10 protein-coding genes are annotated in these 12,661 nt (G+C 55.4%); 4 read left to right on the top strand and 6 right to left on the bottom strand.

Features of this window, described 5'->3' with window-relative positions; translation table 11 throughout:
* The first annotated feature begins 78 nt into the window (after positions 1–78).
* Positions 79–1,518, top strand: coding sequence for a S41 family peptidase (locus QZ298_RS07000; RefSeq protein WP_296007267.1), 1,440 nt, complete (start codon positions 79–81; stop codon positions 1,516–1,518).
* 53 nt (positions 1,519–1,571) lie between these two features.
* On the opposite strand, the gene QZ298_RS06995 is transcribed toward QZ298_RS07000, so the two are convergent.
* From QZ298_RS06995 to QZ298_RS06985, 3 genes are all read right to left on the bottom strand, one after another.
* Positions 1,572–2,045 (bottom strand): methylglyoxal synthase, encoded by a 474-nt coding sequence (locus QZ298_RS06995; RefSeq protein ID WP_296007265.1) that lies wholly within the window; start codon positions 2,043–2,045, stop codon positions 1,572–1,574.
* A 156-nt stretch (positions 2,046–2,201) separates the two neighbouring features.
* On the bottom strand, positions 2,202–3,308 hold the full coding sequence (gene ald / locus QZ298_RS06990; RefSeq protein ID WP_296007262.1) for an alanine dehydrogenase: 1,107 nt from the start codon (positions 3,306–3,308) through the stop codon (positions 2,202–2,204).
* A gap of 89 nt (positions 3,309–3,397) precedes the next feature.
* The gene (locus QZ298_RS06985) at positions 3,398–5,833 is read right to left on the bottom strand and encodes a TonB-dependent receptor (RefSeq protein WP_296007259.1); all 2,436 of its coding nucleotides are present in this window, start codon (positions 5,831–5,833) and stop codon (positions 3,398–3,400) included.
* A 164-nt stretch (positions 5,834–5,997) separates the two neighbouring features.
* Between QZ298_RS06985 and QZ298_RS06980 the strand changes: the two genes are divergently transcribed.
* A complete protein-coding gene (locus QZ298_RS06980; RefSeq protein ID WP_296007256.1) occupies positions 5,998–7,035 on the top strand; it encodes a hypothetical protein in 1,038 nt (345 codons plus the stop codon).
* Between the two features lie 119 nt (positions 7,036–7,154).
* Positions 7,155–7,442 (top strand): hypothetical protein, encoded by a 288-nt coding sequence (locus QZ298_RS06975; protein WP_296007253.1) that lies wholly within the window; start codon positions 7,155–7,157, stop codon positions 7,440–7,442.
* Positions 7,443–7,556: 114 nt separating this feature from the next.
* Here the strand turns inward: QZ298_RS06975 and QZ298_RS06970 are convergent, their stop codons facing one another.
* Positions 7,557–8,327: an ABC transporter ATP-binding protein gene (locus tag QZ298_RS06970; protein WP_296007248.1), complete on the bottom strand. Its 771-nt coding sequence runs from the start codon at positions 8,325–8,327 to the stop codon at positions 7,557–7,559.
* Positions 8,324–9,199, bottom strand: a complete 876-nt coding sequence (locus QZ298_RS06965) for a zinc ABC transporter substrate-binding protein (RefSeq protein ID WP_296007245.1) — start codon at positions 9,197–9,199, stop codon at positions 8,324–8,326. Before QZ298_RS06965 ends, QZ298_RS06970 begins: the two co-directional genes overlap by 4 nt.
* 261 nt (positions 9,200–9,460) lie before the next feature.
* On the opposite strand from QZ298_RS06965, the gene QZ298_RS06960 reads away from it, so the two are divergent.
* Complete coding sequence (locus tag QZ298_RS06960; protein WP_296007242.1) at positions 9,461–9,649, top strand: hypothetical protein; 189 nt, start codon at positions 9,461–9,463, stop codon at positions 9,647–9,649.
* A gap of 1,877 nt (positions 9,650–11,526) precedes the next feature.
* Here the strand turns inward: QZ298_RS06960 and QZ298_RS06955 are convergent.
* Positions 11,527–12,009 (bottom strand): helix-turn-helix transcriptional regulator, encoded by a 483-nt coding sequence (locus QZ298_RS06955; RefSeq protein ID WP_296007239.1) that lies wholly within the window; start codon positions 12,007–12,009, stop codon positions 11,527–11,529.
* Between the last annotated feature and the right edge of the window lie 652 nt (positions 12,010–12,661).

Here is a 12,661-nt window from a genome sequence, read left to right as displayed (position 1 = left end):
GCCGAAAACAAACCGGCCGGCGACTGCAATAAATCCGGGAAAAGTGCGTTAGCGAAACGAACAGAATCCCGAAACTCCATGAAAACCATTCTCTTTGCCCTGTTGCTGTCGGGCATAGCCAGCATATCTTATGCCCAGGCCCCGACGCAGGATACCCTGCACAGCACCTCTGGCCGCTCGGTGTCCATCCCCGGCCGCTGCTTCGCGATGCTGGACTACAAACTGCCCCGCACGCATGTCGGCCTGGAAAGAAATCTCCACCGCGTCCCGCGCCATCCGGGGCTCGATTCGCTCCTCTCCCCCGCTGAAAAAGCCGAAGTGCTGGCCGAGATCAACGCCCGCTGCGATGCGCTGGGCAAGGATTCGCTGCTGACCTCCGACCTGTTCTGGGTCATGCGCCCCTATTATGACCGGCTGCACCACGAAGACCCGCACTACCGGATCACTCCGGTACCATACGGCGACTCCCGAGTCTACACGAAAAAGAGCGACCAACGCAGGCTGAGCCGCGAACTGCGGATGCCGGCCTTCTCGCTGCTGCAGATCAACGACACGCTCGTCGTCGACCGCTCGCTTGACCCGCAGTTCCGGCGCGGCGACCGTGTGGCGGCCATCAACGGAGCGGCGGCGGCCGACTATCTGAAATACGGCTACGACGACCGTCACACGATACCGACCTCGCTGATGAACCGCTATTTCTACAGCCAGGCCGTCGAGCGGTTCCGCATCGACCTGGAACGCGACGGCGAAATGCTGACGGTGGAGACGGCGGGACAACCGGCCCGAAAAGCCATCTTCGCCCTGAACAAGGCCGAAGAGACCGACGCCAACATACGCACCTATGCCGACGCCGGAGCGGGCTACATAGCGATCCCTGCGTTTTTCCCCAACAACAGCCGGCTGATACGCATTGTGCGCAAGGCGATCGTCGATTTCAAGAAACAAGGGCTGCGAAACGTGATTCTCGACCTGCGGCGCAACCCGGGCGGCAACGGCCACGCGTTCGACGAACTGCTCTCGATCTTCATCGACAAACCGGTAGTCGACTACTGCACGGGGCAGCGGGTCAAGGCATCGAAAGAAGCGATGCTCTACTATGATTTTCTGACCGAAGAACAGGCCGGCCGAACGGTGGAACTGCCCGAGACGGAATATGTCCGCTCGTTCGAGACGAATCCGGAAATGCACGTCGGCGGCATGCGCTGCTATGTGTTGGTAAGCCGCGACACGGGTTCGATCGCCGCGTCGTTCGTCAACATGCTGCAATACCACGGTGCGGCGCAGCTGGCCGGCGAACCGCTGCGGCACAACGCACTGAAATACGGCGAAGTGCTGGAGGGGCGGACGCTGCATCCGTCGCAACTGGCCGAGAGCTGCGTTTCGATGGTCGAAATCGACGAATGCACGCGCCGCGACGACGGCTATGTGGTGCCCGACATCGCGATCCCCTGCGTGGCGGCGGAATACCTGACGGGATGCGACGCCGTGCTGGAAAAACTGCTCGACCGACTGCGCTGAAACGAAAAGGAGCCTCATGAAAGGCTCCTTTTCGATATGCAGTCGCAAGGCGACTACTTCAGCACGCGCTCGACATACTCGCGGTAATCCTTGACCACAGGTTCGTAGGTTTCGTCCTTGAAGAGAGGCGATGAAATCAAGAAATCGGCCGTGGCGCGGTTGATGGCCGTAGGCACGTTGTAGAGCGAAGCGAGACGCAACAAGGCCTTGACGTCGACGTCGTGAGGCTGTGCCGCCATCGGGTCGCAGAAGAAGATCAGCGCGCTGATCTTGCCCGAGACGATGAGCGAACCCAGCTGCTGGTCGCCGCCCAGCGGGCCCGACTTCAAAAGCGTGATAGCCAGATCGTCGACGTTGCAATCTTCGATAGTGTGGTTTTTCAGCGTTTTTTCCACCATTTTACCCGTCGTGCCGGTGCATACCAGCGGATGCGTCGCCAGCACCGAACAATTCCAGTCGACCCATTCGGCCAGGTCGTGTTTCATGTTGTCGTGCGCTACGAGCGCCACCATTTTTTTCTTGTCCATAGTTTCACATCTTTGCAGAACCGCGTGCCGGTTCCAAATAGTATGCCTGAATTTTTCGCTGCAAAGATAGTGCAAGGCGAGAGTAAAAGCAAACTATATATTATAAGGAGACCGTTTTTTGCGGTCTCCTTGATAAAGTGGCGTTAAGTTTCGGGGTTATAGTTCCAGCGGGGTGTATTCGAGTCCCCAGGCTTCGGCTACCGGGGCGTATACGATCCGGCCTTGCACTATGTTGAGTCCGGCTGCCAGTTCGTTGTTTTCCTGCGCAGCATGGCGCCACCCCTTGTCGGCCAGTTGCAGGACGTAGGGGAGCGTCGCGTTGGTCAGGGCCAGGGTCGAGGTGTAGGGCACCGCACCCGGGATGTTGGCCACGCAATAGTGGAGTATGCCGTCGACGTAGTACACCGGATCTTCGTGCGTCGTGGGATGCGAGGTCTCGAAACAGCCGCCTTGGTCGATCGCCACGTCTACCATTACCGTCTCCGGTTCCATTTCCTGGAGCATGTCGCGCGTGACCAGCTTCGGCGCCTTGGCTCCGGGGATCAGCACCGAGCCGATTACCAGGTCGCTGTGGCGCAGTTCTTCGCGGATGTTGTATTCCGACGACATCAGCGTCTTCACGTTGCGGGGCATCACGTCGGTCAGATAGGCCAGGCGGGGCAGTGAAATGTCGCAGATCGTCACGTCGGCACCCAGTCCGGCCGCCATGCGCGCCGCCGCCGTGCCTACGACACCGCCGCCTATGACCAACACGCGGGCCGGCTTTACGCCCGGCACGCCGCCCAGCAGACGGCCTTTGCCGCCGCGGGGTTTCTCCAGAAAGTAGCAGCCTTCCTGCGTCGCCATCCGGCCCGCTACTTCGGACATGGGCACCAGCAGCGGCAGCGAGCGGTCGGCCCGTTCGACGGTCTCATAGGCACAGCATACGGCGCCGCTGTCGATCATCGCATGGGTCAGGGCTTCGCTGCTGGCGAAGTGGAAGTAGGTAAAGATCAGCTGGTCGCGGCGCACGAGTTTGTATTCGGGCGCAATCGGTTCCTTGACTTTCACGATCATTTCCGCACAAGCGTACACTTCCTCGATCGAGGGGAGTATTTCGGCGCCCATCGCGGCATAGGCATCGTCCGGAAATCCGCTGTTTGCACCGGCCGAAGCCTGCACATAGACTTTGTGGCCCCGCCGGGTCAGTTCCCGGACGCCGGCCGGAGTCAGAGCAACGCGGTTTTCGTTGTTCTTGATCTCTTTGGGGATACCGATAATCATGGGTGTTGAAGTTTTAGAGGTTTAGGCTTTCCTAAATTAAGAATTTTGCGGCGAAAAGCCAAATAAAAACGCCATTTTTTGCTGCGGAATCAGAATGCGTACGAAACCGTGATCCGGAATGTCCGGCCGTAGGCATAGGTGTAGCGCGAGGCGTGCGGACGCCAGAATAGGGTGCCGCCGGCCGTGATGCGGCGGATGCGCAGCGATTCATAGCCGTTGTAGGGCGTCTGCATGCCCGGCAGGTTGTGTATCATGAGCGATGCCGTGAGGCGCGAGCGCCCGATGTAGAACGATTTGAAGATCGAGCAGTCGGCCGTCAAAGCGTCCGGCAGCCGTTCTTGATGCGTGAAAAGGATGAAGTCTTCCGGTACGGTGCCGCTTTGGCGGGCAATGCGGGCCGTGCGGCGCAAGATGGCCGGTTCGACGTAGCGCATGCCCGCATAGCCTGCCGATAAGCGGCAGCCCCAGCCTTTCGGCCCGAAGTAGAGGATTTCGGCGCTGCCCGTCAGTTGGGGCGCACCGCCGATCCGGCATCCTCCCATGTAGCTTTCCGCGTCGATATCGATGGGGGCGTTGTCGGTGTCGGATATGACCGTTACCCGAGGGTTGCGCACATAGGTGTAGCGTCCGGCCGATGCCGTCAGGGAGAGACGCCAGCGATATCCCATGCGGATCGACGCGGCGGCTTCGACGCCGCAGGCCATGCGGCCGATTCCGGCGGTCGCCATGTCGCAATAGAGACCCTGCGGATCGTCGAAGTAGCGGCGGGTCTCCATGCCGTCGAACGTGCCCGTGATGAAAGCCATGAATTCGAAGTCGACATTGCGGCTGTTTTGCCGGAAGTTCAGCTCTGCGGCGTAGAGTTGTTCCGGCGCCGTCTTGTCCACGATCCGATTGTTGTAGAGCGGTTGGTAGAACAGCGCTTCGGGGTCGGATGGGAGTATGCCCGCGGCGGCGGTCAGTTCGATGTAGCTGCGCGGCGAAAAAGCCCAGCCGGCAAGGGCCTTGAAAAGACAGGTCGCCGTGCGGATCGACCGGGATCGACCGTAGGAGCGATCGCCCGGAAACAGCTCTTTTTCCATGCGGCCGCGGCGGTGCGCCGTGCTTCCGCCGATTTCGACCGCTCCGTCGGCCCGAAACCGGTCGGTGCGCCAGGATGCCCGCAGATGCACTCCTGCCCGGAGTTGCGCCAGCGTATAGTCGTAGCCGAAGCGGTCGCCGCGGCCGATTTTGCGCCCGGGATGGCGCAGGTCGTTTTCAAGCCGGTTGCCGTAGGTGGCGTCGTCCACCAGATATTGGTCGATGTCGATCACATAGCGCGCACCCAGCAGATCGCGCATCCGTTTGTAGCTGCGGGTCGATGTGCGTTGGGCATGGAGACCGTAGTCGAGCGTCAGACGCGGATCGGGGCGGGAGGTAAAGGTCGCGTTGGCCTGCATGTCGCAAAGCTGTTCGATCCGGTCTTCGAGTGCATAGACGGCTTGGCCGTCGGCCATGCGGTTGATGGCGATCAAGCCGTCCCAGTCGATCTGCGTGTAGCGCGGGTCGTTCGACCGCCATGCCTGCTCGGTTTCGTTGTCGGCCGTGAACGAGGGGAGATAGCGGTAGTTGTCGGGCATGGGCGTACGGGCGTCGTACCAGCCCAGCGAGCTGTATTTCTGCACGCCGGCCTGCATGCTCCATGAGGCTGCAACTTCCGTGGCGGGCGACACGATGCCATGATATGCAACTGCGGCCCATGGTACGGCCTCGCGTCTCACGCGCGAATTGCGCACTTTGCCGTTCTGGTATCCCCACGCGGGGTTGTAGAGCCGATCGCCCGTGAGCGTGAAGGCTTCTTCGGTCGAGGAGAGACGCGTTCCCCGCATCGAAAGCGGTACGATCGCCGTGCACGCAAGCCGGTGGTTTTCGCCGAAATGCTTCTCGCAGCGCCAGCCCAGGGTCAGGGCATTGGTAAAGACTCCGGCTGCATGGAGGTCGCGGCCCGTGCGCAGGTCGAGGGCGGCCCAGCAGTTCCAACCGCGCAGCCATTCGCCCGTGGCCGAAAATTTGGCACCCATCAGGTAATTGCGGCCCGAAAAAGAAACCGACGCGCGGTAGGGGAGCAGCGGTCTGCTGCGCGAAAAGTCGAATCTCCGCACACCGCCCGCGGTGCCCGTCCGTTCGCGGGTCATGGCCAGTCCGGCCGTCGTCAACTCCTCGGCGCCCAAGGTGCGCAGGATCGGATAAGCCCGATATGGAACTTCGCTTCCGTCGAGTGCGGCGGCTTGCATGTCGGACGGCTGTCCGCGCCGGCGCAGCGCCACGGGAGGCAGGACGAAACGACTGTTGACGGTGTATAGGTCGACTGGTTGTTGGACGGCCCGGTAGAAAAGCGTCGAATCGGGCGAGAGGGCCGGCTGCGGCTCTTCGTATTCGGCGAAAGGATGGTATTCGTCGTCGAAAGTCTGTGCCGCCGCTGTGCATGCGAAGGTGCAGGCAAATAAACCGATGCAGCTTTTTAGAATGTTATTCGACCTTTTCATTGCATAAAGATAGGGATAAATCTGTTTCGGGCAATGATAGCTCCTTTTTTTTGCGGTCGGCGCCGGCAGCCTGCGGCCGGGCAAGGTTGCGGCCCGGGGTTTCTGCGCAATCGTGGTATGAATCTTGCGAGCGGGTAGGCAGCAATGACTAACACTATTTTAGCGTGAAAACAATCTTTACAACATTCGCTTTTTCTCTGGCTCTGTGCGCCGCCGCTCCGGTTGCGGCCCAGACGCGGAGCGCGGTGGCGGCACGTACGGCCGATACCGTGGTGCTGTCGGAGACTGCCGACGGGGATTACATTGTGCGCCGGTCGATCGTCGAGCGGCAGGCCGACAACGATTATTCGGTGCGCTATCTGATCAATCTGGCGACGCTCGACGCCATGCTTGCCGGCAACAGCAGCCAACTCAACGAACTGAACACGTTCATGACGGGGCTGCTGAAAGATTCGCTCATGAAGGTAAACTCGGTCGTCATCACGGGTTATGCGTCGCCCGACGGCCCGCATGCCTTCAACGAGCAGCTGGCCAAGAACCGCGCCCGCGATTTTCGCAACTATGTGGACAAGAAGTACGGTTTTTCGAAGAAGTTCAATGTCAAGACTGCTTTTGTAGCCGAGGATTGGGATATGTGCCGCAAGCTGGTGGCGCAGTCGTCCATGCCCGAAAAGCGAACCGTGCTGCGCATCATCGACGGCTCGGAGTCGTCCGAGCAGAAAGAGTTGTCGCTCAAGAAAATGCCTGCCGTATGGGCTTATATGGCCGAACATATTCTGCCGCCGGTGCGTCGGGTATCCATGACGATCAACTATGACGAGGGCAGCCTTGTCGAGCAGCGCACGCGGATTTGCAAACCTGCGCCCAAACCGGCTCCCGCACCTCAGCCTGCGCCCCAGGTCTGCGAGCCGGTGCAGACTTGTTACTGCGGCGAGATCGATGAAGTGATTACCGGTATTGTTGTCGAGATGCCCGATCCCGATGCGTCGGCATACTCTGGCAATGCGCACAACGTGCGCAAGGCAGCCCGACGGGACATCCGCAACGGCCGTGAAATGGCGGCTTCCGGTTCGCGCGAGGCCGAGCGCATCGACAAGCAGGAGGTAAAGGCGGCCAAGAAAATGGCCAAGAAGGAAGCCAAAGCAGCCAAGAAAGCCGCAAAGGCCGAACGCAAGATAGCCCGCGAAATGGGACGACGATAGGGCGACAAGCGCCATACGCATGCGAGGTGCCGGCAACTGCTCCGGCACCTCGTTTTTTTGTTTGCTATTCCGAAAGGTTTTCGTATCTTTGTGCGAGTAAAAAATCTAATGATTCCGATATGGCAAATTTGAGAAACCTGAAGAAGGAGATCGACTACCGGCTTGAAGAGGTCGTTTTCGATTGCGATATGGCCATGTGTTTCCAGCCCTCCAAGGAGCAGGAGATCTTCGCCGTGATGCAGGAGGCCGTCGCCGTGCGCAACAGCTTGTTCGCCAAGGCGATGAATCCCGCCGAGCCGCACAACGCATCGCTTGTCCGCAAGCACTACGCGGCCCTGCGTGCCGAAATGATCGCGGCTTTCGATGCGCTTTTCGACAAGTTGAGCAAGATCAACGGCGAAAAGTAATCCGATTCCGGCAGTAGCAGGGTAGTGCGCCATGGCCTGCCGTCGGATCATCCGAATGACGGTGCAATGCTTCGTTGTGCTGTCGCAAAATCCCCGCCGGTCTGGCGGGGATTTCTATTCGTGGTCGCAGCAGCAGTCGCCCGGGTGGTGCTCCAGCACCGTGTGGGGGACATGGCCGTGCGAAAGAAGCTGGATCGGGCAGTCGTAGTTGCGCAACTGCTCTTCGGTCAGGCGGTTCGAGCGGTGGCGATGCACCAGCCGATTGACGCATACGATCTCTTTCACAACGCTCGAAATCGTACCGACATCGTGCGAAACCATCACGATGGCCATCCGCTCGTTCAGCTGGCGGAGCATGCGGTAGAGTTCGTTTTCGAATTTATTGTCGACGAAGTTGGCCGGTTCGTCCAGGATCAGCAGCCGCGGTTCGGCGATCACGGCCCGGCACAACAACGTGCGTTGCAACTGGCCGCCCGATATTTCGCCGATCGGACGGTCGGAGATGTCGGCCAAGCCGGCCGTTTCGAGCAGACGGCGTGCGGCGCGACGGTCGTCGGCGGTGTAGCGTCTGCGGAATCCGCGGCGGCCTTGCAACCCCGAGAGTACGGTTTCGAGTACCGAAATCGGGAACGTACGGTCGAAATCCGACTGCTGGGGCATGTAGCCGATCAAGCGCTCCTTGCCCCGGAATAGTTCCGGCGCATAAACGATTTTGCCGCTGTGGGGCACCAATCCGAGAATAGCCTTGACCAGCGTGGTTTTACCTCCGCCATTGGGACCGATCACGCCAAGGAAATCGTCGTCGGCGATCTCCAGATCGACATGCCGGAGCGCTTCGTAACCGTCGTAAGCTACTCCGATATTATGTAGCGTTATCAGATTCATTCGTTCGTTATGAGGCCGGTTATTTCGTCGATGTTGTTTATCGCATCTTCGCGCAACGGGTCGATCTGTACGGGCTGTGCGCCGATATCGTGCGCGACGGTCTCCACTGCTGAAGCCGGAAACTGACTTTGATACAGTATTTTACGTATGCCTTTTGCGCGGGCTTGTCGGATGACGCCGCCCAAGCGGCGGGCCGAAGGTTCCTTACCGTCGGATTCGATGGCGATCTGTTGCAGGCCGTAGTCGCGGGCGTAGTAGGTAAGGGCAGGGTGGTAGATGATGAAACACTCCGTACCGCATTGTGCCAATTTCTCGGCAGTGCGTTTATCCAGTTCCTTAAGCCGTTGCTTTAATCGTTCGTAATTGCGGGTGTATTTTGTCGAATCGGGGTAGGCGGCCCGGATCGCCTCATAGGCGTTGTCCGCCATCCGTTGCAGGGCGCGCGGCGAAGTCCAGATATGGGGATCGATACCGTGCGCATGATGCGGATCGCCGGCCGGATCGTGGCGGTGACCGTGCGAGCAACTGCCTGTCGTCAAGTCGATTCCATGGCAGAGGTGCACTATTTTCTTTTGGTCTTCGATTTTCTGCAAGAGGGTGGTTTCGAAGTCTATAAGCCCCACATTGAAAACAAGTTCAGCCCGGTTCAATGCGATGAATTGTTTGGGTGTAGGCTCGTAGGTTTCCGGACTGGCACCGGACGGAACAAGTACATAAATCGGAAAATCGTTGCCAACGATACCACCGACGATCTCTTTGAGCGGAGCGATCGAGACATAAAACGCCTGCCCGCCGGACTGTTGTTGGGGCGAACAGGATACGGTGGCCCACAGCGATAGTAAAACCAAGATTTTTATTGAGGTAAACTTCATTATAATATGCTGATTTTTATGAAGTTACATGAAAATAGAAGCTGTTTTATAGATTAGCAAATATAATATTAATCTTTAATAGAAAGAAACATTGTAGGGATATAAATATGTAATAGTTTATTAATCAGATATTTACGTAGTATATTGGTGCGTAAAATATTCGATGACACTTATTGGCCGGAATACAAGTAGAATAGGGGAATAGCCGGAAGCATGGACGGAGGATTTCGACACTTTGTTCGACGACAATCCCGAGGTTGCTTGTCGGACACTATCGCGATCCGGCCGGCGCAGGCGTTTGATTACTTCACGCCAGGCATCCAAATCGTCATATCCGAGCGGATCGAGATCGGACACATCGATAATAATTTCGTAGCGGCATTCTTTCAGGGAGATGCTCTCCGTATAGAGGCCACAGCCTTGCGCCTGGAAATTTATGGCGCGGAGTAATTAATCGATGACCCGGTTTTGGCCTGGAACCTTAATATTCCTGAAGGTTTTCCATCTTTCCGCCACGGCGATACCGTCTTATTTCCGCAGCGGTTGCTTTACAAACTCAATCTCATGCACCCGGAGACCTTGCCGCCGATACTCTGACGCCAGTTGCCGAGGGGCGCATGCGCGGTTCGATGTCCGCGGACGGGAATAATTGCTATTTATCCTTTATAATCCTAACAATACAAGCTTATTATTTTACACACCCCCTTTATTTTGCATACCCAATATTTAACATAATAGTAATATTATTTACCTGCATTTGCCGCAGAATAACAGCTAACCAGTTGGTTAATATGGTGTACACGGATACCGTAAACTAATTGAGGGAACATATGTAAAACACACTAACAATCAATCAATTGCTATGCTGTTAAAACAATAAAAAACGAAATTTCGGCGACCCAAATGCGCTGTAAACCGCGCTATGTGCGGGTTCCTATACAAATATCAAACCGAGTGCGCGACCTGAAAGAGAGGTCAATTTCTCGCAGATTGCTGCCCGGTTCGACGTGCCGATCGATCAGCTTCACGACCTGGCACTTCGAAACCGACTTATCATATCCAATTCGATCAAATGACCAATCGGGAATGGCGGCATCAGCCTTTAGTAAAGGATGCCGATGGTATTTCATCTATTGCAAGCTGTGCGATGCATTCCGTAACTTGAATAACTCCCGTATCATCCGGCGTATACGGGATTTCCGGATTCTGGATGTTAACGTGTCGCTCCATCTCAACAGCTACAAAACGGTATCCACACCTACGTTGCCAGCTTCGACTGCGCATCCATCCTGTTCGATTTTATATGTCCGGTTCATGTTGTCGGGTGTCTGACCGTGCTTATCGAATGCCGAGACAACTGCCAAGATATGTTGATTCTGCGCGGTCAAATTGCTTGTTCGGAATATTGGACCCGCAGAACAGCCGGATCGCTCTGCGCGAAGACGGTCGTTTGTATCCGACAGCCGCGTGGGAAACGATTGTTGTGACTATCAACATCGCGGCTAATTTTGCAAGGGCGTGTCTTCGGTTGATCGATTTTCGATTCATGGCTCTATGCCTTGCCCCCCCCCGATTTGCTAAAACGTTACAGCTACGAAATTGTCATCGATGTGTCCGACCTCGATCCGATCGGATACGACGATTTGGATGCCTGGCGTGAAGTAATCGATCGATGACCCGGTTTTTGGCTTGGATTGCACCTCGCCCCGGCCGGCATCTGCTGGAGCGGCCCGCCGGGGCGACTTACTCGGACTTTCACGCCCCTGCGGCCTCGTTTGGCACGGCCTGCGCCAGCCCGCGGCAGGGAGCCGGCCGCAAACGTATCGCCGCAGGCGCAATGCCATTGGTGCGGCCGGCTATTTCCCTGCTCCCTCGGCCTTGCCCCGTGACCCCATCCAGGATCGATTGCATTATTGTGCAAGGTCTCTACGTCTACGCTTTGCAAAATGGCTTCCTCGCGATGCCCGCATCCGTGTGTACGACAGCATGGCCGTCAGTTATTACCCCGATTCCGCAGCATCTGCTGGGGTCGATATGAAATCGTCATCAATGTATCGGCGTTCCAGTTGGGCACATTGTGATGTGCCCAGGCGGTCGTCGCGCTTCGATATGTTCCAGCCCCGGCCGTAATGTCGTTTGTGTCAGGGATGCCCCACTGTTTGGGTTTAGGATTATAGGCGATGGGCGGTTGACCGTGTTGCATGGCTCCGCTTCCGCACCTATATATAATTAGGTGTGGAAGCGCTGGATGATCGAACAAATAAATGAAGTGTGTGCTGAAGTGTCGGAGAAGGCGTTATTTCGGGCCGGAGGCCGGCTGAAAAATTTTAGCGTGTTGTCGGCGCATAAGATTCGAAAGTTTCGTCTTCATAAAATATAACGATGCGTTTTACCGCGGCCGGATGGTTTTTGATTTTCGAAGTTGCGGATTGTTCCGAAAGTTGTCCGGCAGTAGAAAGCGTCGCGGCAATTTGCCGATTGTCTATCGGAGTTGCAAAAAGATCGCCTTCGGAAATCGGACGTCGGGAATCTCGGACGGTTTCAGACGAAGAAGCAGCTGAAAGATTTTCGGGAGTTCCGGTTGCCGGATACTGGGCGTCGTCACGATACATCGGGCCGGAGTCGAGCAGCAGCCAGTCGGGATTGATTCGGGGGAAACGGCGGAGAATCTTTTGAAGCAAATCGAATCCGGGTTTATTGCGTCCGGCCAAAATATGCGAGATTCCCGCCGGGTTGATTCCGAGCATTTCGGCAAGCTGGCTTGACTTCAGCCCTTCGCTTTTCATCAGATCGAGCAATTTTTCCCTCATACGCCTAATTTTTTACAAATATAAAAAGTTTTCTTTTGTAAAACAAGAAAAACATACATTCGTAAAATGTTAATAAGTATCGGAGTAGTTTACAATTGTAAATACATTTATATTGTTAAAATAGGATAAAGGTATATTGTTGTGATCTTACTTTAATTATATCTATTAAATCATTGATATTTAATAGATATTAAATAAAATAATATGTTCTAATCTCAAAGGTGTCTCGGTAAGAGTATTTCATCGACTTGATCGTGTATTTTAGATTATATAAATTGCTTATATTTCTGGTAATCATCAGATATTTTGTCCATGTTTAATGATTTAATGCTGTCTTTGAAAGGATAATCGTGAGGCTTGTAGGGTTTTTAATGTGTGATGAAATTTGTAAATAATAAACATTGGTTTATGAATTTATAAATTACATTTGTAATCTGCAGTGTGCACAATTGAAATACTATGCATTTACATATGTAAATATTCTACCCTTTTTCTGGATTTTTCAAGCAATTTTCTTGCTCTTATTCCTACCGGACAAAGAAATTGAATCTTGAAATTTTAGTCGTGTATATTATGTTAAATAAAAAACAGAGCGTAGGCATGTTTAATACCTTTACACTCTGTTTTACAGCGCCTTAAGAAATGTAAATCA

The organism is uncultured Alistipes sp., assembly GCF_910580175.1.
In the GTDB taxonomy this organism is placed as follows: Bacteria; Bacteroidota; Bacteroidia; order Bacteroidales; family Rikenellaceae; genus Alistipes.
Note: the sequence above shows the minus strand (reverse complement) of the source record. Positions and strands in the feature narration are given on the sequence as shown.

Coding starts and splice junctions, on each gene's coding strand:
- QZ298_RS07000 (WP_296007267.1), top strand. CDS start 79: ATGAAAACCATTCTCTTTGCCCTGTTGCTGTCGGGCATAGCCAGCATA.
- QZ298_RS06995 (WP_296007265.1), bottom strand. CDS start 2,045: ATGGACAAGAAAAAAATGGTGGCGCTCGTAGCGCACGACAACATGAAA.
- ald (WP_296007262.1), bottom strand. CDS start 3,308: ATGATTATCGGTATCCCCAAAGAGATCAAGAACAACGAAAACCGCGTT.
- QZ298_RS06985 (WP_296007259.1), bottom strand. CDS start 5,833: ATGAAAAGGTCGAATAACATTCTAAAAAGCTGCATCGGTTTATTTGCC.
- QZ298_RS06975 (WP_296007253.1), top strand. CDS start 7,155: ATGGCAAATTTGAGAAACCTGAAGAAGGAGATCGACTACCGGCTTGAA.
- QZ298_RS06970 (WP_296007248.1), bottom strand. CDS start 8,327: ATGAATCTGATAACGCTACATAATATCGGAGTAGCTTACGACGGTTAC.
- QZ298_RS06965 (WP_296007245.1), bottom strand. CDS start 9,199: ATGAAGTTTACCTCAATAAAAATCTTGGTTTTACTATCGCTGTGGGCC.
- QZ298_RS06955 (WP_296007239.1), bottom strand. CDS start 12,009: ATGAGGGAAAAATTGCTCGATCTGATGAAAAGCGAAGGGCTGAAGTCA.